We start from the raw sequence: 20,690 nt of genomic DNA, 5'->3' as shown, positions 1-20,690 counted from the left end.
TTGGCCAATCACTTACTGAGCAGCCTTGGCCTTCTCGACGATGGCGGTAAAGGCCGCTTTTTCATGCACTGCCAGATCAGCGAGGACCTTACGGTCGATCTCGATACCCGCCTGCTTCAGGCCAGCGATGAAACGGCTGTAAGACAGGCCGTTCTGACGGGCTGCAGCATTGATACGGGCAATCCACAGCGCGCGGAACTGACGCTTGCGCTGGCGACGGTCACGGTACGCATACTGACCCGCCTTGATGACCGCCTGCTTGGCTACGCGGAAAACGCGCGAGCGAGCACCGTAGTAACCTTTGGCTTGCTTGAGGATCTTCTTGTGACGGCGACGCGCCACCACACCACGCTTGACACGAGTCATAACTTTCTCCTGACGTTAAATAAAGGCTACCAAGCTTACAGGTTGGGCAGCATACGCTGGATCAGCGCCTTGTCGGCGTCGTGAATCAGCTTGGTGCCGCGCAGCTGGCGCTTACGCTTGGTGGTCTTCTTGGTCAGGATGTGGCTACGAAACGACTGCTTGTGCTTGAAGCCGTTGGCCGTCTTCTTGAAGCGCTTGGCAGCGCCACTGTTACTCTTGATTTTCGGCATGAGATCAACTCCGCTCATTATCTTCAGAAAACCCAAGGCCGGTAGCCGCCGACTGTACTGGTCGCCGGCTACCCGTTCACTTGCCTTCGGATCACTTCTTCTTGGGGGCAACGATCATGATCATCTGACGTCCTTCCATCTTGGGGAAGGACTCGACGGTCGCGATTTCCTCGAGATCCTTGGCAATCCGCTCCATCAACCGACGGCCGATATCCTGGTGTGCCATTTCACGTCCACGAAACCGCAACGTGACCTTGCCCTTGTCGCCACCTTCGAGGAAGCGTATCAGGTTCTTAAGCTTGACCTGATAGTCCCCCTCGTCGGTACCCGGCCGGAATTTGACTTCCTTGACCTGGATCTGCTTGGTTTTCTTCTTCTGAGCAGCCTTCTGCTTCTTCTGCTCGAAGACGAACTTGCCGTAATCCATGATCTTGCAAACGATCGGATCGGCATTGGAGATCTGCACGAGATCCATACCAGCCGCTTCGGCCTGTTCCAGCGCTTCGCGCGTGGAGACGATGCCGAGCTGTTCCCCTTCGGCACCGATGAGGCGGACTTCGTCTTCGCTGATACGGTCATTCATTGGGGGACGCTTGTCTTGGGGGCGCCCACGCTGATTATTTCGCTTGATCGTTACATCTCCGTGTTGGTTGACGTTGTCGTTGTCGTTATACCCGCTCGGCGTCCAACCGGGCGATAAGGTCGTCGACCTTCATGGTCCCGAGATCCTCACCGCTGCGAGTACGCACGGCAACAGAGCCAGATTCGACTTCCTTATCTCCAACTACCAAGAGATAGGGAACTTTCTGCAACGTATGTTCCCGGATTTTAAAGCCGATCTTCTCATTCCTCAAGTCCGCCTTGACGCGCAGACCGATTTTCTGCAAACGCTGCTCGAGCTGAAGCGCATATTCACGCTGCGCATCGGTGATATTGAGCACTACCGACTGCAGCGGAGCGAGCCACAGCGGCATGGCGCCAGCGTAGTGTTCGATCAGGATACCAATGAAACGTTCCATCGAACCAACGATCGCCCGATGCAGCATGACAGGCGCCTTGCGATCGCCCTCCTCGGTCACGTATTGCGCGCCCAAGCGGCTCGGCATCATGAAATCGACCTGCATGGTGCCGACCTGCCATTCACGGCCCAGGCAATCCTTCATATGGTATTCGATCTTGGGACCATAGAAAGCGCCCTCACCGGGCAGTTCCTGCCATTCTACATTGCAGGCGGAGAGCGCACCACGCAAGGCCGCCTCGGCCCGATCCCATACATCATCACTCCCCAGCCGCTTCTCTGGGCGCAACGCGATCTTCACGGCAATGTCATCGAAACCGAAGTCGCTGTAGACCTTGAGCGCCTGACGATGGAACGCGGTGACTTCCGGCTCGATCTGTGCCTCGGTGCAGAAGACGTGACCGTCATCCTGGGTGAAGGCCCTGACCCGCATGATGCCATGCAGGGCGCCTGACGGCTCGTTACGATGACAGCCACCGAACTCACCGTAACGCACCGGTAGCTCACGGTAGCTGCGCAGGCCTGAGTTGAAGACCTGGACATGCCCCGGGCAGTTCATGGGCTTGAGCGCATACTCGCGCTTTTCGGACTCGGTGAAGAACATGTTCTCCGCGTAATTGTCCCAATGCCCCGACTTCTTCCATAGCGAAACGTCCATGACCTGAGGGCAACGGATCTCCTGGTAACCGCCCTCCTTGTAGACGTTACGCATGTATTGCTCGACCGTCTGCCAAAGGGTCCACCCACGCGGATGCCAGAACACCATCCCAGGCGCTTCTTCCTGCATATGGAAGAAGTCGAGCTTGCGGGCCAGCTTTCGGTGGTCGCGCTTCTCGGCCTCTTCGAGGCGCTGAAGATAGGCCTTGAGCTGCTTCTTGTCGGCCCAGGCGGTGCCGTAGATCCGGGTCAGCATGGGATTCTCGGCATTGCCTCGCCAATAGGCCCCGGCCAACTTGGTTAACTTGAAGGCTTTCAGGTGCTGTGTGTTGGGCACATGCGGCCCACGACACATATCGGTGTACTCTTCGTGGTGATACAGGCGAATGGTTTCGCCGGCCGGTATCTCCTTGACGATCTCCTGCTTGTAGGGCTCATCGCGGTTTTCGAAGGCAGCCAGGGCCTGGTCGCGACCGACGTATTCGCGCACGACATCGTACCCTTTGTCGATCAACGCTTTCATGCGTTGCTCGATCGCCTCGAGATCGTCCGGCGTCACCGAGCGACCGAAATCGATATCATAATAGAAGCCGTCGTCGATGACGGGGCCGATCGCCATCTTGGCGTCCGGATAGAGCTGCTTGACCGCATGCCCAATGAGATGGGCACAGGAATGGCGAATGATCTCGACGCCTTCCGGGTCGCGGGCGGTCAGTATGGAAACCTCGGCATCATGATCGATGATGTCCGCAGCATCGACCAGTTTACCGTCGATCTTGCCGGCAACGCAGGCCTTGGCCAGACCGGGGCCAATGGACTCGGCCAGTTGCATGACGCTCAACGGGGCGTCGAATTCTCTCTGGCTGCCGTCCGGCAGTGTCACGATAGGCATTGCAGATTCCTTTAGCGCAGTGGTGAGCCATACCAGGGCTCACATGTCGCAGGCAGTGGTGAAAGGTCGTACCCATGAAGGAACGGTACGACGGCGGTCATGCCGCAAGGGGCGAACATTAGCAGCACGAACTTTTGCCGTCCACCCGTGCCCCCAAAACGAAACCAGGGAGCCCGAAGGCTCCCTGATAGTCGCGGCAAGCCGCGTCTAGCTGAGTTCGATCAAATGCGAACGATCAGTCCCACTCGTCGAGCTCGACGCGACGGTTCTCGGCGCGACCTGCATCGGTCTCGTTGGAGGCAACCGGACGCTCTTCGCCGAAACCACGGGCGCGCATGCGATCACGCTCGACACCCTGGGATGCCAGGTAATCGACGACCGATTCTGCACGACGCTGAGACAGGCGCTGGTTGTAATCGGCAGGACCCACGGCGTCGGTGTGACCTTCGATGCTCACACGAACGTCCGGGTTGGCTACCAGGCGTTCCGCCACACCGTCGAGAACCTGCTGAGCCTGCTGGGTCAGCTGTGCGGAGTCGAATTCGAAATTGACGTCGCGCAGGACCACGCTATCCGGGCAGCCCAGAGCGTTGACTTCGGTGCCGGCCGGTGTACCGGGGCACTGGTCACGGAAATCGGGAACGCCGTCACCGTCGGAATCCAGCGGGCAACCTTCGGCGTTGACTTCAACACCTGCCGGCGTGCCTGGGCACTGATCGCGATAATCGGGTACGCCGTCACCGTCGGAATCCAGCGGGCAACCCTGGGCATCGGTAGCGACGCCAGCCGGGACGTCCCCATAAGTCGGGCACTGAGGCTCGACCGGTGCCGGTGAACGGTCGGCACACAACAGTGCACCAATCGCCGCGCCGGCGGTCCCGCCGGTGGCAACACCTCTGTCCTCGTCGGACTGGCTGCTGGTCGCGTAGCCGATGCTACCGCCAATCAGGCCACCAGCCAGACCACATACGGCAGGATGCTGGTACCAGGCATTTCCACCGCTCGTGGCAGAAGTGCTCGATTGACCAGCCGGTTGCCCCCCCTGACCCCCTTGAGTGGCACAGCCAGACAGGCCTACCACCAGTGCGGAACCAAGCATCAAGCCAGTTGTTGATTTCTTCATGTAAGACTCCTTCTTAACACAGCGCTTGTCGCAATTCTTCGTGACTCGGCAGGTCCATTGACCCAGGCAGGCGAGAAGAAATGGCCCAACCTCCTTCGCAAAGAAAGCACAGGATCAGCCTTTCAGCTAGTGCTTTTCTCGCGTAACACATGATGCCACATAAATAAGATCAACATCATAGGTACCGGACCAGAATGGGGGAATTGTTAAAGTGTTGCAAATGGCGCGAACCGCACAGGATTTGTATAACGAAGAGAGGGCATGGCGCCGGTAAACGATCAAGGTCGCCTCACCCCTGTGCATCCAGACTCTGCGGCCACTCCTTGCGGAACACCAGAACTGCCCTGGCCGCCGCCAGCAACGCCTCACGATGATCGTTCTCGATCGCGACACGCTGGCGATCTTCCAGCATGCGTTCACGTGGCTTCAGTGCCTTGCGGGCGGAATGCGTATGTAAATGGGCAGTTCGCTCATGGATGATAACGAAGACATTGAAGCTATCGCGCTCCAGCAGGGCGGGATCGATAATTTCGAGCAAGACCTTGCAACGCAGAGCCCCTTCGGTCAGGTCGACCTGCTCGTGGACCATGGCGCTGGCTATTGCATCGAGACTTTCCAGACAGTTGTCATTGGCACGCTGGGCTTCATCACGCCGGAACGCTTGCCTGCGCCGCACCTCTCGCCAAAGCGACCATGCATAGACCATCAGGGCAGCCACGACGGCCAGCGCGATGCACAACAACACCAGGGCAAGAGTGTCACTCATGGGGGCAGCCTTTCATTGGGAATGCAGGATGGGTAAACCGCGTCGCTGAACCATACTGAGTCGCCCTCGGTTCAGCAAGGCACCCCCACCATCTAGACAATCCAGGCAAAGGCGTAGTGATCCAGCAGCAGAACGGCGAATATCCCCAGGATATATCGAATCGAGAACCAGAACGCCCCGATGGGCGCCTTGGGATCCTGGCCACGCCAGACTTTCCAATTCCAGACCATGAAACGCATGTTCAAAGCCATGGCACCCACGAGGTAGACCAGCCCACTCATCCCGATTACGAATGGAAGCATGGTGATTGCCACCGTCAACCAGCCATACAACCACACCTGCAGCCGGGTGAAGGCATCGCCATGGGTCACAGGCAGCATGGGCACCCCGGCCTGGGCGTACTCGTCACGCTTGTGAATGGCCAGTGCCCAGAAGTGCGGAGGCGTCCATGCAAACACGATCAATACCAGCAACAGCGGCTCGGGGCCCAGTTGGCCGGTCACCGCAGTCCAGCCAAGCAAGGGCGGTGCAGCCCCTGCCAACCCGCCGATCACGATGTTCTGTGGCGTAGCCCGCTTCAGAAAAGCCGTATAGATCAGGGCATACCCAATCAACGAGGCGAGTGTCAGCCAGGCCGTCAGGGCGTTGACCTGCCAAAGTAAAAGCCCAACCCCCGCCAAGGAGAGCAGTGTTGCCCAGGCCAGGGCAAGCGATGTTGGCAGGCGCTGTGTCGCAAGCGGTCGACGAGAAGTACGCAACATCAATTTATCGAGACGTCTATCGAGCACGTGATTGAAGGCCGCTGCACCGCTGGCCGTCAGTCCAATCCCGGCAAGGCCGAAGATCACTGAATCCAGAGGCGGCAACGCAGGTGTCGCCAGGGCCATACCCACCAAGGCACATACCAGCATCACCACGACCACACGTAGCTTGCACAAGGCCAGAAGGTCCCGCCAGGCAGGTGTTACAAGGCCCTCGATTGACCCGATCGTTGCATTACGCATGGGCGATACCTCCACTATCGATGGGCTTGCTGGAGCTGAAACGGCTCAATATCGAGCCATGACGCCACTGCCAGAGACAAAATGCCATGGCGATCGTTACCATGACGGCACCTGCGGTATGCAGCAGCGCCAGGCCAAGCGGGAGCCATAACAGGACATTGGCGATGCCTAGCGCGACCTGACTGACATAACTCGCCAATAACGCGAGCAGAGGCAACCGCATGTGCGACTCACGTGCATATCGCCAATAAAGCAATACGATCAGCAAGCCAAGCACGATTGCCCCGAGCCGATGCGCGAAGTGGATCGTTGCGCGAGCTTCGGCGTGCAACTGGCCAAACAAGTAATTGGGGCCAACCGTCTGAGTGAGGTGAAATCCTTCGCTCCAATCGGTATCGGGCCACCATTGCCCGTTACAAGTAGGAAAACCCTGACAAGCAATGCCTGCATAGTTGCTGGTCGTCCACCCTCCAAGCGCCAACTGCAAGACGAGCAGGACAATGGCAGCGCCCCATAAGGGAGTGAGGCGCCGAGGGGCGCGGAGCCAACCGAAATGTGAACGGCCGGTGAGGTATTGTCGAAGCCGTAAATGCAGCCATAGAAACAGCAGCATGACCGTAAGCCCGCCCAGAAGATGGAGGGTGACTACTTGAGGCCATAGCTTCAAGGTAACGGTATAAGCACCAAAAGCGCCCTGCAGCAGGATCATGCCAAGCAGTGCCAGGGAGACGCCCCATGGGTAGCCCTTTTCACGCCTGAGCGGTGCCCCCAGCCAAACAAGCCCTAGCACGAGCAAGCCCAGCGCCGTTGCAATGTAGCGGTGGCTCATCTCGACCCAGGCCTTGGCGGATTCAAGAGGCGCGTCCGGGGTATGTAATTCGGCGGTCCCCGCATCGGGAACGACAAACTGGCCGTAACACCCAGGCCAATCGGGACACCCCAGGCCCGCATCGGACAATCGCGTCCAGGCACCGACAAGAATTACCACCACGGTGAAACACACGCCGACCAGACTCAGCCGCACCAGCAGGGGAAGCCGTCCCTCTCTCATAGTCATGCTGCCGCCTCCTCGCTTGCGCTGCGCATGCCACGTCACTATTCCTTGTTCATGAAGCAGATAGCCTCGCTGATGGCCGAGCGCATCAAGGGCTATCGGGATTCCTTCGCAATACATGGTTGATATCGTCAAGTACATCGGCCGGATCGGTCGTGGAGGCATAGGCCAACAATACCCTGCCCTGAGGATCCAGAAGCCAGACGTGCCCTGGCTGCTGCCATGCCGGAACACTATCGGCCCGCCAATCCACCACATGTTCACCCGGCAGGGACGCCACGTCACCGCCGACCCTGAGGCGAGTCACTCGGGGCGCTTCACGTCCCAGGGCGCGGTGGACCCGCCACCACCGATCGGCAATCGCCTCGCATCCTTCAGTGCAATCGAAGGCCAGAACCCAATCATCGCCTTCCAAACCTTGCGGCACTTCAGCCAATGGCCAATCACGGAGTTGGGGTATGCCTGGCTCGAGCGTGCCATGTGCCGTGCGTGAGTCCGGTATGCCGATCCGCCATTCGACCATGCCCCAGGCAACGGCCATAGGCGCGGCAAAGACACTGAACAAGGCAACTAATTTGAGGTATTGCCGGTTAGTCTTGCTCATCGATACTCCTCCCTGCCGGAACCTGTCCCGGTTGTGTCCTTAGCTCGCGACCCAAGTGACGGTGCCCGATCACCATCATCGCAAACGCTGCAGCCGCCAGTCCCCACCATTGAAAGGCATAACCGACATGGCGCTGGGGCGGCATGACGTTGGGCTCCCACCACGCTTGCAGGGCCCCCTCGCCCTGCTCCAGATGCACCCAACCCTGGTAAGCAAAGCCTCCAAGCTCCGGCCACGCTTCTGTATCGATGCGCTGCAGTCGCTGCCCTTCGCGCACTGCACCGAAGATGGGTGGTCTATCGCCATCGTTCTGCCAACGGCCTTCCAGATTGACTTGGCCGCTGGGCGTTTCAACCGTGGGCGTATCGCGTGTCGCGCCCGTCGGGAGGAACCCTCGCTGAATCAGCCACAGCCGGCCATTGTCATCCTGCAGCGGCGTGAGCGCCGCAACGCCTAACTGACCACCTACAGTGCGGTTATCCAGGAATAGCGTATGCTCGGCGAGGTATTCACCCTGCAAGATGATATGGGCCCCCTCGGGCGGCGGGGCTGAAGGCGACTCAAGCACAGGGGCGTTGTCGAGCCGCTCCAGGTAGGCCCGTTTCATGTCGGCACGCTCCCATTGCCATAGGCCCAAGGCCACCCCAACGATAACGAGGCAACTCCAGAATCCCCACCACAACCCAACTCGCTTGACATGACGCCCTGCCTTGCTTGAACTGTTCACATCATCCTCATGGAGTTCGTCATGCTTAAAGCGTTGATCGCCGTCGTCTTCCTGGCCATGGTGACCAGTCTGGCGGCGGGTGCAGGTTTTCTGCTACGCGACCAAAGTCGCTCGCGTCGCGTCCTCACCTCGCTCAAGGCGCGTGTCGCCCTGGCTACCCTGCTGCTGGCCCTGTTGTTGTATGGATTCTATATCGGCGACCTGGGTGCCTGAGGCTGGATACGTGAGAGGCCATTCCAGCCCAGGCGCAGATCACTGCATCAGAAAACGTAAACGAACAGGAACAGCCCGATCCAAACCACATCCACGAAGTGCCAATACCACGCACCCGCCTCGAAGGCGAAATGATCGTCGGGCGTGAAGTGACCTTTCAACAGGCGCGCCAGCAACACGGCCAGGGTGATGGCACCGATCGTCACGTGCAGGCCGTGGAAGCCGGTGAGCAGGAAGAAAGTGGAACCGTAGATCCCCGCTTCCAACGTTATTCCGTAATGTGTATACGCTTCGTAGTATTCGATGCCCTGCACGATCAGGAAGCAGACGCCAAGCGCCAGCGTACCGATCAACCAGTTGCGCGCTGTGGCGCGATGCCCTTCTTTCAATGCTTCGTGGGAAATGGTCAGCGTGATGCTGGAGCTAATCAGGAAGATGGTGTTGACCAGGGGCAGCTGCCACGGGCTCACGACCTCGAGCGGGCCGACCACGTTCTCCCCTGGCGGGTTCAACAAGGGCCAGCTGGCCGTGAAATCCGGCCATAGCAATGAGGCGACCCCCTTGGCGCCCTCTCCGTCCAGCCACGGTAGGCTGAAGGTCCGGACGTAGAACAAGGCCCCGAAGAAGGCGGCAAAGAACATGATTTCCGAAAAGATGAACCATCCCATTCCCCAACGAAACGAACGGTCCATCTGAGCATCGTAAAGCCCTTGGCGCGACTCCTTGACCACGTCACGAAACCAGAACCACATCACGGCCAGAACGGCCACGAGCCCGATCGTCATGAAAAGTGCGCCCTGGCCATGGACCAGTACCGCCCCGAGGCTGACCATCATCAGCCCGACGGCCGCCGAGCCGAGTGCCGGCCACTTGCTGGATGCGGGTACGTAGTAGCTGCCACCACTCATGCTTCACCTCCTGAAACAGGCGTTCGCGCAGCCTGTCGTTGTGATTGTTCATCAGCAACGGGATACAACGTATAGACCAGCGTCACCGTATGCACATTGGCTGGCAGGTCCCGTGTCAACTGAAACACCAGGGGCATCGTGACCCGCTCCCCCGCCTCCAGGCGCTGTTCTTCGAAGCAGAAACACTGCACCTTGCGAAGGTACGGGCTGGCCTCGGATGGGGATACGCTCGGTATCGCACGTCCGGTGATGGTCTTTCCGCCCAGGTTGCTGAATGTGAAGTCTACCTCCGTTGCCTGCCCTGGATGGACTTGCACCTGCCGGTTCTCGACATCCAGTCGCCAGGGTAGGCCGCTCCCCGAGCGGGTCACGAATTGCACGTTGATATATCGCGATGCGTCGACCTCTTCGCTGAGTATCGCCTTCGCTGTGTTGTCCACCTTGCCGTTGAGCCCCGTCACCTGACAAAAGACGTCATACAAGGGCACCAGCGCAAAGGCGAAGGCAAACATACCAATCAGGGCAAGGACCGTGCGTGATACTGTCGTCTGAACTGGCGTCATCTGATGCCTCCCTGGCCGGCCGCTGCCCCTGTCTTGACAAGGCCAGCGGCGACGCATTCAGTGGCTGGTCGGCTTGAATTCCGGTGGTGTCTCGAAGGTATGCAACGGTGCCGGGCTCGGTACCGTCCATTCGAGATCCCCTGCCCCTTCCCAGGCTTGCGCGGGCGCCTTCACACCGCCGCGCACGCATTTGATGATCACCCAGACGAAGATCAACTGAGAGGCACCGAACATGAACGCCCCGAGGCTCGAAACCATGTTGAAGTCAGCGAACTGCAGCGAGTAGTCGGGAATCCGGCGGGGCATGCCCGCCAAGCCGGAAAAGTGCATCGGGAAGAACGTCAGGTTGACACCAATGACCGAGGTCCAGAAATGCCATTGTCCCAGACGCTCGTCGGCGTAGTGCCCCGTCCACTTCGGCAGCCAGTAGTAGACTGCGGCCATGATGGAGAAGACAGCCCCCGGCACGAGAACGTAATGGAAGTGCGCGACGACGAAGTAGGTATCGTGATACTGGAAGTCCGCAGGCGAAATGGCCAACATCAATCCAGAAAAGCCACCAATGGTGAACAGCACCACGAAAGCCAGCGCAAACAGCATCGGGGTTTCGAAAGTGATCGATCCACGGAATAGCGTGGCGATCCAGTTGAATACCTTCACCCCGGTGGGGATCGCTATCAACATGGTGGTGTACATGAAGAACAATTCGGCCACCAACGGCATCCCGACCACGAACATGTGGTGCGCCCAGACCAGGAACGAGAGTATGGCGATGGATGCCGTGGCATAAACCATCGAGGCGTACCCAAACAGTGGCTTACGTGCGAAGGTCGGGATAATGGCCGACACGATCCCGAACGCAGGCAGGATCATGATGTAGACCTCGGGATGGCCAAAGAACCAGAACAGATGCTGAAACAGTACAGGATCACCGCCACCGGCTGCTGTGAAGAAGCTGGTGCCGAAATTGATATCCATTAGCATCATGGTGATGACCCCGGCGAGTACCGGCATGACCGCAATCAAGAGGAATGCCGTGATCAGCCAGGTCCATACGAACAGCGGCATGTCCATCATGCGCATGCCTGGTGCGCGCATGTTGAGGATGGTCGCGATGATGTTGATGGCACCCAGGATGGAACTGATCCCGGCAATGTGCAGCGACAGGATGAAGAAGGTCGTGGACGGCGGCCCATAGGTCGTCGACAGCGGAGCATAGAAGGTCCAGCCGAAATTGGGGCCGCCGCCGGGCATCAGCAGGGTCGACAACAACAGCGTGAACGCCACTGGCAGCAGCCAAAAGCTGAAGTTGTTGAGTCGGGGCAACGCCATGTCCGGCGCGCCTACCTGAAGGGGGACCATCCAGTTGGCCAGGCCAACGAAGGCAGGCATCACGGCCCCAAAGACCATGATCAGCCCATGCATGGTGGTCATCTGATTGAAGAATTCGGGCTGCACCAGCTGCAAGCCCGGCTGGAATAGCTCCGCCCGGACCACCAGCGCGAAAATGCCGCCGATGAAGAACATCGTCAACGAGAAGATCAGGTACATACTCCCGATCTCCTTGTGATTGGTCGTCAACAGCCAGCGCAGGGCACCGCGTGGCGGCTGGTCGTGATGATCATGAGTCTCTTCGGCGACACCGCCTGCTGCGGTCGCCGTGCTGTGCTGCGGTGTCGGCTTGGGTAGCTGATTCAAGGCCATCGGAAATCTCCTGTAAGGTGATGATTCAAGAGGAAAACCCCGGGTCGGCGCTACTCGAGCCGACTCTGGATTTCCGACGGTTGAACCGCATCCCCGGTTTCGTTCCCCCAGGCATTGCGCTCGTAGGTGATTACGGAGGCAAGCTCGACGGGGTTCATGTTGTTACGGTAAGCCGCCATGGGCGTACCCGGAACACCATTCAGAACCACGTCTATATGAAACTCGACATCCGAGAGAAGTTGTTCGTTACCGGCAAGCGCCGGGAAGGCGGGCTCCGACCCCGAGCCATCCACCTGGTGGCAGGACGCACACACTGAGTTGTAGACTTGTTCGCCTCGCTCCATCAGCTCATCGAGCGCCCATTCGCGATCGACACCCAGTGCCTCCTGGGCAGCAGCTTCCTTCCGATCGGCCAGCCAGGTATCGAATTCATCGCTTTCCATGGCATGCACCACAATGGGCATGAAAGCATGATCCTTGCCACACAACTCCGCGCATTGGCCACGGTAGATGCCCGGCTCGTTGATACGGACCCAATTCTCGTTGACGAAGCCTGGAATGGTGTCCTGCTTCACGGCGAGTTCGGGAACCCACCAGGAGTGGATCACGTCATCGGCTGTCATCAGGAAGCGCACCTTCCGCCCGACCGGTAACACCAGGGGTTCATCCACCTCGAGGAGGTAGTGCTCCTGACGTTCCTCCTCCCCCGTGATCTGCGCCCGGGGCGTGCTGAGGCTTGAGGTGAACCCAACGTCCTCACCGAGGTATTCATAGCGCCAACGCCATTGCTGCCCGGTGATCATGACATCAAGATCGGCTTCGGACGTGTCGTACATCTGACGCAAGGTCGCTGTGGCAGGCAGGGCCATGCCCACGAGAATGAGCAAGGGGACGGTCGTCCAGAGGATCTCGACGGTAGTGTTTTCGTGAAAGTTGGCCGAGTCGGTGTGTCTTGAACGCCGGAAGCGCAGCAAGGAGTAAAACATCACGCCAAAGACCACGACACCAATCACTACACATATCCAGAAGATGGTCATGTGCAGCGAGTGGATATCGCGACTGACATCCGTGACGCCAACAGGCATGTTCCACCCGTTGGCCAGGGCTGGCGTTACCCCACACAACGATCCCGCACCCGTCATCAACGCGAGCTTGCGACGCATCGGCCCCTCCTTATAGTTGTCTTCGCCTACCGGCCGTCAGGTGGCATATTAGACGTGTCTTATCGCTTATAGAAGAAGATTGCAAGCCCCCTGACAAGGGATAATTCCAGACTGGCAATCTGTATATCAACGTTAAATCAGCGAGAGGCCAAGATAGCTACCAAGGCAATCAGCCCCACCATGACGGCAGCCAGGACCAAGCCGACCGCAATGAAGGCCCCTGGATTGCCATGCTGAAAATCCTCGCTGCGCTGACGTTCGTTCTGAACGCCGAAGAATGCCGCCAGCACCGATTTGACCACCTTCCACATCCCTGCCCCCTAATGGCGCGCCAAGACTTGGCGATGTGACTCATACATGAATCCTGACACACGTCATGGAAGCCGTGCTCATAAACTTTCGGCTACCCTCGCTGAGCCCTGCCATTGGATTCTGCTCCAAGGGTGCTGCCGCTACTGTCTGGCTTGGCCTCGACGAAGGTACGGTAGTCCTGTGTCACACAGTCGGCGTAGCTCACGGCAAACATCGAGATCATCTCGACAAAATGGTCCAGACGCCCGTCCAGCCGTGTGCAGACGCTACGTGCAAAGCGAGCCGGGTCGTCCTGGTGAAGCGCGCGGGCGCCGCGCAGGTGTTCGCGAGCCAGGATCCGGCCCCAGTTCCTGACCAGTTTGCGGTAGGGCTTGGCGCCATCGATTTTATGGGTGGGAAAGTCTTCCTTGAACGGTGACCGCTCGCGTACTGAAAATACCTTGTCGCCTAGATGCAGCCAGCCCAAGTAGATATCGGGATGCTCGGCAATGGCGCAGAATGCCGCTGCATGCCGGACGCCCTCGTGAGGAAAGGCATTTCGCCAGGCCTGTTTCTCGTCACGTGTCATTTGCCTCCACCCCTCGGGCGGCGCCTGTTCCTTGACATCGAGGATCACATCGTCGTGCTCATGATCGCGCCCACCTTCGATCAATACATAGAAACGCTCTCTTCCCAGCGACCCCGTCCCTGCATTGATTCGCCGCGCCATGTCCTTGACCCGAAAGTGGCCACGTTCTGCCTCGGAGCGCCCACTTTGCAGCGTCTGGCGGTACTCCTCCTCGATGGCTTTACGCAGTTGACTGGCAATATGCGCCGGCAAACCGACAAGCTTATCCGGCCTCTCCGCGAAACGACGCCCCTCGGCACCTTGCTGCGTCCATTTGTCGAGCATGCGTTCTCGACTGTGCTTATCCGCCACCTCCTGCATGAAAGGCTTCAAAAAGCCTTTAGCGGTATCCAAGGTCACTGCCGCGGGCGTTTCGCCGCGCGTATGGCCCACTAATTCATCATGATAGCTTTCAAGTAACGCGCGTAGCGCCCGACGGGTGCCCTTTCGAGACAACTCAACGTTCTCGCGTACATCCAGCACCAGGCTGGTGGCCAGTCGCCACAGGTCATACTGATAGTCGCCGATGAGGGCGTCATCGAAGTCGTCCATGCCGTAGCGAACGTCATCGTCGTGGTGTCCGTAGGCACCGAAGTTATAGGCATGTGCATCGCCCTGCAGCCAGGTTTGCGTCTCGGGCAGCCCACCGAACAAGGCGAAACGCCAGTCGTGCCAGACATCGCTCCAGTAAAGATGATTGGTGCCACGAAAAAAGCGATACGGTGAGGTCGCCAGCTTGTCGAACTTGGCCGTGCGGTCGGCTTCCGACAGGTCGGCATTGGCGGCAGCGATGGCATCGAGCACTTGCCGGGGGCGGTTGTGACGGGTCAACGGCTGCGACATACGGCAGTCTCCTTGGAAGCGTCGCATCACTATACGCAGCGAATCCCTGCAGTGACACGACAGCTCCATGACACCAGCAAGGGAATGCCTACCCAGTGGAAGCGGCGCCTACCCATCATGGCCGGATCGCTTACGAAGCGTCTTCCGCTCTCATGAGAGCAAGTACGGTACCCCTCGATTAGAGCCCGAGCAGATGCGTAATGAGGGGCAGCAAGAAGGCCGTCAGCAAGCCCGTCAAACCCATCGATAACCCCGCAAAGGCCCCCGCTGCCGCCCCGAGGGAGGAAAAACTGTACGCCGTGCCGAATCCATGTGCCGCCAACCCCATGGTAAACCCCTTCACGGTAGGGTCCTGAACCTTCAGGATTCGAAAGATAAAAGGACCGAGCGCACAGCCGACCGAGCCCGTCAGGAGCACCAAACCAGCCGCCAGTGCGGGAATGCCGCCCAGTTGCTCAGCAATCCCCATGGCAATCGGTGACGTCACCGACCGGGGCGCGACGCTCATGAGAACTTCGTGCTCGACACCCAACACCCACCCCAGGGCCAGGGTCGTTCCGACCGCTGTAAAGATCCCCGTCAAACAGGCAGCAAGTATCGGCAAGATCATGCGGGCCACGCGTTGGCGGTGGTCGTAAAGGGGAATAGCCAGTGCGACGGTTGCCGGTCCCAGCAGGAAATGTATGAACTGAGCCCCTTCGAAGTAAGTGGCGTAATCAATCCCCGTCATCAATAGGAAGGCAATCAATAAGGCAATTGACAGGATGACCGGGTGCAGCAGTGGCGTGCCGCCGAGCCCACGGTTGATCCGCACCGCGACGAGGAAGGCGATCAGTGTCGCCAGCAGCGAGAGCAAGGGATTGCCAGACAGGTAGACCCATAGCTGATCGAGCCTGACGACGTTCATGGGCGCTCCCGTGTGTCTACGTTACCCCGGTTCATCCATGCCATGACCTTGGCGGTTACCCCCAAGGTCATACCGGTCGAGACGAACAGAATCACGACCAGGCTCCAAAGATCACCACGAATCAGCCCCACATGGACCATGATGCCTACGCCGGCAGGAACGAACAGCAGCGTCAAATAACGCAACAGGCCCTCCCCCGATTGGCGCAAACTGTCAGGGACTCGCCCATTGACGAGCAACCCTAGCAAGAGGATGACCATGCCTATTACCGGTCCCGGCACCGGTAGTGCGAGGCCCCGCGCCAATAACTCGCCCACGAACTGGCATCCCAACAGGACGCTCATTCCAAATATCAGTGGCATCGCCCGCCTCCGCCTAGAATCCGGCGACATTCTACGCCTTTTGTCTACCCTTGGCGTTATTTGAAGCGCGAGCCAACGCCTGACAAGCGATTGAATGAAAAGCGCAATCCCCCCTTTTCATTTCTCTGCACTCGGGGTAGTATACGCCTCGTTCTCGGGGCAGATGGCAAAGCAGCTGACTGCCGCGAACGGTAACGGAGCGTGGCGCAGCTTGGTAGCGCGCTGCAATGGGGTTGCAGAGGTCGCAGGTTCGAATCCTGTCGCTCCGACCACGAACATCAAGAAAAACCGCCACTTACGGATCATGCCGGGTGGCGTTTTTTTGTTCTACTTTCTTTAGGTGACACATAGGTGACATCACAACACATAAGCAAGCATGGTTGCCTCATGGTAAGACGTGATGAGATCACGCAAAACACTCCTGCTGCTGGGTTTTGAGTAGCTTAGTCTGTAGAGCTAGGCGGCAGTGGCTTTCTCGAAATGACTAAGAACCTGACACCATACTAAGACGGTCGGCCTGAGCTAAGCCCCTACTCAAGCGCTCTCGCGTCCAGCTCCTCAACTTTCAAATTCCTTCAGAGCAAAAGGCTTGAGAGCTTCAAAAATACTTTTTTTCATATACTTGTTTCTTTTACGTTTGAAGTAAATATCACTCATTAGCTGTGCCTGCTTAGGGTGATTCTCTATACTCCTGCGCACCTGTAGAGCAGCGTTTTTTATCGCTAGCGCCAGTGCTTTGGAAGAAAGAGTGTCTCCCTTGGCACCTGCCCGCTTTAAACCCAAACAAACGTCTAAATCAACCTCATAGTGTACACCTTCTTGCGTAAGCTCCTTGCATGCCTCCTCAAGCTGGCGCAGCTTCATAGTATTTAATAAAAAAACATCGCTTTTAGTAATTTCGGACTCACCCATAAATCAACCTTTTATTTTATTATAATTTAATTATATAACTATTGCCACTGCTATGTAGCGCGTACTATAATAATAAAAAAGGGTTTGTTTTAAAATGCCTAAACTAACAACCATAGAAAAGCTTTTTAAAAGCTACGGAAGATACAGGAAAGACCATAGAAGTGATATGTTTGAAGATCTCACATATTACAAATATTTAGAGGAGTCTCTTTCTTTCCTGGATAAAATTCTTATTGAGGAGATGTCTACCATAACAACAAAAAAAGAAATGAAAGAATTATTGACACAAGATTTTAAGCTAATAAAAATAGCATTAGCTTCTTTAGCTAATAGTAAAACTTCAGATAGCTGGCGTAAATCTAGACGCGCTCTAGAAGTTCTTTACAAAGCTTCTGGCCTGAGCAGCCATGCTCAGCAAATAAGGTCCTTAGAGAATCCTATCTCTGTTCCAAACAGATCGCACAATACCAAAAAATCAAGAAGGCTCAATAACGTATCTGATCAACTCATCCAAGAAATGCTTCTTAATCGAAAAAAAAAGAACGATATTGACTCTATTGTCCTTATAATGCTGGGCCGATTTTTTGGAATAAGGCCCTCAGAAGCACCACGCATAGAGATTATATATTACGATTTAGAAATAATTAAAGTAAAAATACACGGTAGCAAAAAAACTTTATTGGGGAAAAAACACCCTCGCTTATCAAGGGGCATAGACCGCATCCTATCCATACCATACAGGCCATCCCTTATAAATTCTATAAACAAAGCCAGGGAATTAGACGAGAAGCGTATCAAGGCAGCCCAGATGCGCATACATAGAGCGTCACGTAAGATACTGAAAAATGAAAAGAAACAGTTTTGCCTGTACTCTCTGCGCTACACTTTTGGTTCCAATTTAAAGAGGCAATTATACGATACCAAAAACGGTAGAATAATTGCCGCAGCAATAATGGGACATAAAAACACATCTAGCATAAGCAGTTACGGTCACTACCGGTCAGGGAAGCGAGGCGTCACCGTTCCTAAAGTTGATGTCGAAACTACAAAGCTAGTAAATGATGACGTGGCTAGAAAGTACTTTAAAAAAGAAGGAGAGGTTTTCGATGTAGGCCAAGCAATTAAGCAGCGTGCCTATCAACAAAAACAAAAAACATTAGATGCAGAGAGCGAACAAGAATACAGTATTGAATATAGCACCAGCCTGAATCCAGATAATTAAATAACTTTTTTAAAAAGATTTGGACCGATTCTTCTATTGCTGCTGCATTGCATCGACCTCGTCCTATTACTCAAAAACTTCTAATTGATGGTGGTTCAAGACAGTTGTAGCGTTTGAATCAGATCATCCCACGAGCCGAACCGATGCGTATCAGTATGTCCGTCAGGCGGCCATTGGGATGCTCCGCCATAACGCTTGTCTGCGGCCGGTAAGGCAAAATCAGTCGATGTTAATGCCATGCTGGTTGTGAGCCCGCTCACCAGCGTTTGCAGAAAGACAGCGCCGTCCTGTGCGGTCTACCTCTAGATAGGCCCAGCCTGTAGCGCGATAGACCAGCATAAAGATGTTTGCGCTTGTGGTCTACATGGTGCATCAGACGCAAATTTTAAGTCGAACTACTCATAAGCTTAGAAGGGCTTATGGAGCGGCTGATGATCAGATTCCTCCTTCCAAAGCCAACAGGCTGGGAAGACCTCGTCGTCTCATGAGGCGTTGCAATACTAAGCGTGAATGGCCTGGTCTGGATAGAGGACTCCTTTCCATAATTACCAGCAGGTCTTTGGCCCTCAAACGCAGGCAATCGCGACAAGCTATTTCTCTATGACTGACCGAGGCGCATGCCTGCTGGATCTCCTTACAGAGGCACGGTGTGGGTGATAGCTGCCTTGTGCAGTTTGATATTAATCTCGTTGTTTGGGTCAATTGTTCAATGAGTTAACAAGCTGCAAGGAGACGTTAGCTCTTGCGGCTTAATCTGCATCCAGACTCTTACAGATAAATATTCTTATTTGAGATTACTCCGCCCTCCCCTCCCTTTTGCATAAATGAGGTGTCACGCACCTATGTGACTCATAGTCCGTAGACTTTAAGTCATCATCATGTGATAACGCTGAGACCAATATCAGGAATTATCTATGGAGAACATACTAGTTAAATTTGGCGAAGAAATAAGAAAGTTAAGAACAGAAAGAGGGCTTACTCAAGAGCAGTTAGCCGAGCTTTCGAACTTGGACCGCACATATATAAGTAGCGTAGAAAGAGGTAAAAGAAATATTTCATTAAAAGCAATAAAAAGTATATCTGATGCGCTTAATGTTCCAATTATGAATATTTTTAATAGTATAAGGTAGCCTTATGGATGCTTTAAATCTAGGCAAGTTACCAGGTAAAACGCAGTATGCAGGAAGGAGAAGATCTACCACTAGAAGGAGTGGCTTTAATAGCCACCCCGACTCAACAGGAGGCGAGTTTAAAGTAGATCAGGTTCCAGCACTTAGGTTAAAAAAAGGAGAGGTTTTTGAAATTACATTATATATGCCAGGCCATATGCCGGGAGACTTTTTAGGCTTTGGAGGCTGGTTCCAAGCCGACCAGAGTACAGAAGTGGTAATTTCAGCTCCTGGATTTAAAAAGGGTACCTTAACCGCCCCTGAGAATGGAAATTGGTCAAAATTTGGTTCGTTTAAAGTGGCAGATGGAGCGCCGGTACCACCTATCCATATAAAGTTTATTGCTAATGAGGACTCTTACATAGCTATTTATGAGGTAGGCTGCGGAATTGTTTCACATAAGCATCTTGAATGGGCAAGCACTGAAAGTCCTGTTCTATTAAAAAATATGCATGATTTTTGTCCCGAAACAAACTTCTTCGCTGTTGATGGCGAAGTCGTTATCGATTACGAAGTTGATAACGAAACGCAGCTAGATATTTTTTTGAAGTCCTGTAATAGATGTGCACGCTTCCTACCTATAAATATTAGCAACGAAAGGCACATCTTGAGCTTTACTAATCACTGTGTTGCTGATCATAGACGGCCCTGCTCACATGGTGGTTTTGGGAAATTAAAAAACTTAGATACGGGTGAAGTCATTCAACTGGACTATGGCTATCAACTCGAATGTAGGTTTTGCAAGAAATTTGAAGTAAATGCTCCGCATAATTGCCAAAGAACACCTGACCAAATGAAAGAGGACGGGACGAGAAGACGTAATTTAGAGCTTCTACTTACTGAACTCTATGAGGAGAGCCCACAGCTGCGTTATAGGCATAAATACCCCGGTAGAGAACTAGCCACAGATATATGGTTAAAGTTTGACCGAAAATGCTTCAACTGTAAAGTTCCTATACCCGATCAAAGAGATATGCATTTAGACCATACTCGTCCGCTTGCTCTTTTATGGCCGCTTGATGAGACTGCAACATGTTTATGTGGTTCTTGTAACTCTCGCAAAAGGGATAGAAGCCCGGTTGAGTTTTATACGGAAAAACAGCTACATGAGCTGCATGTGATAACTAATATCCCCTTAGATGTGCTAAAAAATCCAGGGCCAAATCAGGAAGCAATTTATAAATTGCTAAATAGCATGGATTGGTTTTTCGGTGTCTTCTGCCAGAAGCCAGAGCTTCAAAAAGTAAGAGATGGTAAGAGAACAGCAGACTTACTTATAAAATCTCTCCAGAAAACTTTGAACAAAAGCTTGCCTGAAAGCAGAGTGAACCTATTGGGGTACGTAAACAGAAGATAGAGAATGT

General features: G+C 55.2%; 23 protein-coding genes and 1 tRNA gene. 5 read left to right on the top strand and 19 right to left on the bottom strand.

Translation table 11 applies throughout. From position 1 onward, the window contains the following. Positions 1-12 precede the first annotated feature (12 nt). From rplT to JH15_RS00240, 10 genes are all read right to left on the bottom strand, one after another. On the bottom strand, positions 13-366 hold the full coding sequence (gene rplT / locus JH15_RS00285) for a 50S ribosomal protein L20 (RefSeq protein WP_043525876.1): 354 nt from the start codon (positions 364-366) through the stop codon (positions 13-15). 35 nt (positions 367-401) lie between these two features. Beyond that, the gene (rpmI, locus tag JH15_RS00280; RefSeq protein WP_043525874.1) at positions 402-596 is read right to left on the bottom strand and encodes a 50S ribosomal protein L35; all 195 of its coding nucleotides are present in this window, start codon (positions 594-596) and stop codon (positions 402-404) included. A 91-nt stretch (positions 597-687) separates the two neighbouring features. After that, positions 688-1,227 carry a translation initiation factor IF-3 gene (gene infC / locus JH15_RS00275; RefSeq protein WP_269319778.1) on the bottom strand — a complete coding sequence of 180 codons (540 nt, stop codon included), beginning with the start codon at positions 1,225-1,227 and terminating at the stop codon, positions 688-690. A gap of 37 nt (positions 1,228-1,264) precedes the next feature. Further along, positions 1,265-3,163, bottom strand: a complete 1,899-nt coding sequence (thrS, locus tag JH15_RS00270; RefSeq protein WP_043525871.1) for a threonine--tRNA ligase — start codon at positions 3,161-3,163, stop codon at positions 1,265-1,267. A gap of 235 nt (positions 3,164-3,398) precedes the next feature. After that, complete coding sequence (locus JH15_RS00265) at positions 3,399-4,286, bottom strand: OmpA family protein (protein ID WP_043525868.1); 888 nt, start codon at positions 4,284-4,286, stop codon at positions 3,399-3,401. A gap of 289 nt (positions 4,287-4,575) precedes the next feature. After that, positions 4,576-5,052, bottom strand: coding sequence for a DUF2489 domain-containing protein (locus tag JH15_RS00260; RefSeq protein WP_043525867.1), 477 nt, complete (start codon positions 5,050-5,052; stop codon positions 4,576-4,578). Positions 5,053-5,144: 92 nt separating this feature from the next. Then, positions 5,145-6,056, bottom strand: coding sequence for a heme o synthase (cyoE, locus tag JH15_RS00255; RefSeq protein WP_043525865.1), 912 nt, complete (start codon positions 6,054-6,056; stop codon positions 5,145-5,147). Beyond that, positions 6,049-7,113, bottom strand: coding sequence for a COX15/CtaA family protein (locus JH15_RS00250; RefSeq protein ID WP_043525863.1), 1,065 nt, complete (start codon positions 7,111-7,113; stop codon positions 6,049-6,051). Before JH15_RS00250 ends, cyoE begins: the two co-directional genes overlap by 8 nt. Before the next feature lie 85 nt (positions 7,114-7,198). Beyond that, a complete protein-coding gene (locus JH15_RS00245) occupies positions 7,199-7,714 on the bottom strand; it encodes a hypothetical protein (protein ID WP_043525860.1) in 516 nt (171 codons plus the stop codon). Further along, complete coding sequence (locus JH15_RS00240; RefSeq protein ID WP_052383819.1) at positions 7,701-8,441, bottom strand: SURF1 family protein; 741 nt, start codon at positions 8,439-8,441, stop codon at positions 7,701-7,703. Before JH15_RS00240 ends, JH15_RS00245 begins: the two co-directional genes overlap by 14 nt. Before the next feature lie 21 nt (positions 8,442-8,462). Here JH15_RS00240 and JH15_RS00235 point away from each other — a divergent pair, with 21 nt between their 5' ends. Further along, entirely contained in the window at positions 8,463-8,654 is a 192-nt protein-coding gene (locus JH15_RS00235; RefSeq protein WP_081948798.1) for a DUF2909 family protein, read from the top strand. Positions 8,655-8,701: 47 nt separating this feature from the next. Here the strand turns inward: JH15_RS00235 and JH15_RS00230 are convergent, their stop codons facing one another. The 8 genes from JH15_RS00230 to JH15_RS00200 all read right to left on the bottom strand — a co-directional run bounded on the left by JH15_RS00230 (position 8,702) and on the right by JH15_RS00200 (position 16,023). Beyond that, positions 8,702-9,562, bottom strand: a complete 861-nt coding sequence (locus tag JH15_RS00230) for a cytochrome c oxidase subunit 3 (protein ID WP_043525856.1) — start codon at positions 9,560-9,562, stop codon at positions 8,702-8,704. Continuing rightward, positions 9,559-10,125, bottom strand: a complete 567-nt coding sequence (locus JH15_RS00225) for a cytochrome c oxidase assembly protein (protein ID WP_043525854.1) — start codon at positions 10,123-10,125, stop codon at positions 9,559-9,561. The genes JH15_RS00230 and JH15_RS00225 overlap by 4 nt, the downstream gene beginning before the upstream one ends. A gap of 57 nt (positions 10,126-10,182) precedes the next feature. Then, a complete protein-coding gene (ctaD, locus tag JH15_RS00220) occupies positions 10,183-11,829 on the bottom strand; it encodes a cytochrome c oxidase subunit I (RefSeq protein WP_043525852.1) in 1,647 nt (548 codons plus the stop codon). A 50-nt stretch (positions 11,830-11,879) separates the two neighbouring features. Beyond that, positions 11,880-12,992: a cytochrome c oxidase subunit II gene (gene coxB / locus JH15_RS00215; protein ID WP_043525850.1), complete on the bottom strand. Its 1,113-nt coding sequence runs from the start codon at positions 12,990-12,992 to the stop codon at positions 11,880-11,882. Positions 12,993-13,129: 137 nt separating this feature from the next. Beyond that, on the bottom strand, positions 13,130-13,303 hold the full coding sequence (locus tag JH15_RS17685) for a DUF2970 domain-containing protein (protein WP_081948796.1): 174 nt from the start codon (positions 13,301-13,303) through the stop codon (positions 13,130-13,132). Between the two features lie 92 nt (positions 13,304-13,395). Then, the gene (locus JH15_RS00210; protein WP_052383818.1) at positions 13,396-14,754 is read right to left on the bottom strand and encodes a DUF2252 domain-containing protein; all 1,359 of its coding nucleotides are present in this window, start codon (positions 14,752-14,754) and stop codon (positions 13,396-13,398) included. Between the two features lie 178 nt (positions 14,755-14,932). Next, on the bottom strand, positions 14,933-15,661 hold the full coding sequence (locus JH15_RS00205; RefSeq protein WP_043525848.1) for an LrgB family protein: 729 nt from the start codon (positions 15,659-15,661) through the stop codon (positions 14,933-14,935). Further along, complete coding sequence (locus tag JH15_RS00200) at positions 15,658-16,023, bottom strand: CidA/LrgA family protein (RefSeq protein WP_043525846.1); 366 nt, start codon at positions 16,021-16,023, stop codon at positions 15,658-15,660. Before JH15_RS00200 ends, JH15_RS00205 begins: the two co-directional genes overlap by 4 nt. A gap of 195 nt (positions 16,024-16,218) precedes the next feature. Here JH15_RS00200 and JH15_RS00195 point away from each other — a divergent pair. Continuing rightward, a tRNA-Pro gene (locus JH15_RS00195) sits at positions 16,219-16,295 on the top strand. Between the two features lie 286 nt (positions 16,296-16,581). Here JH15_RS00195 and JH15_RS00190 read toward each other — a convergent pair. Next, a complete protein-coding gene (locus JH15_RS00190; RefSeq protein WP_043525844.1) occupies positions 16,582-16,935 on the bottom strand; it encodes a hypothetical protein in 354 nt (117 codons plus the stop codon). Positions 16,936-17,029: 94 nt separating this feature from the next. Between JH15_RS00190 and JH15_RS17985 the strand changes: the two genes are divergently transcribed. The 3 genes from JH15_RS17985 (at position 17,030) to JH15_RS17980 (ending at position 20,683) form a co-directional block, all read left to right on the top strand. Next, positions 17,030-18,157, top strand: a complete 1,128-nt coding sequence (locus JH15_RS17985) for a site-specific integrase (RefSeq protein ID WP_156105226.1) — start codon at positions 17,030-17,032, stop codon at positions 18,155-18,157. A 914-nt stretch (positions 18,158-19,071) separates the two neighbouring features. Further along, positions 19,072-19,287 carry a helix-turn-helix domain-containing protein gene (locus JH15_RS17680; protein WP_081948794.1) on the top strand — a complete coding sequence of 72 codons (216 nt, stop codon included), beginning with the start codon at positions 19,072-19,074 and terminating at the stop codon, positions 19,285-19,287. A gap of 4 nt (positions 19,288-19,291) precedes the next feature. After that, positions 19,292-20,683, top strand: coding sequence for a hypothetical protein (locus tag JH15_RS17980; protein WP_156105225.1), 1,392 nt, complete (start codon positions 19,292-19,294; stop codon positions 20,681-20,683). Positions 20,684-20,690: the final 7 nt, after the last annotated feature.

Origin of the sequence: Litchfieldella xinjiangensis, assembly GCF_000759345.1 — a bacterium.
Classification (GTDB): domain Bacteria; phylum Pseudomonadota; class Gammaproteobacteria; order Pseudomonadales; family Halomonadaceae; genus Litchfieldella_A; species Litchfieldella_A xinjiangensis.
This window is presented reverse-complemented; position numbering and strand designations above follow the sequence as displayed.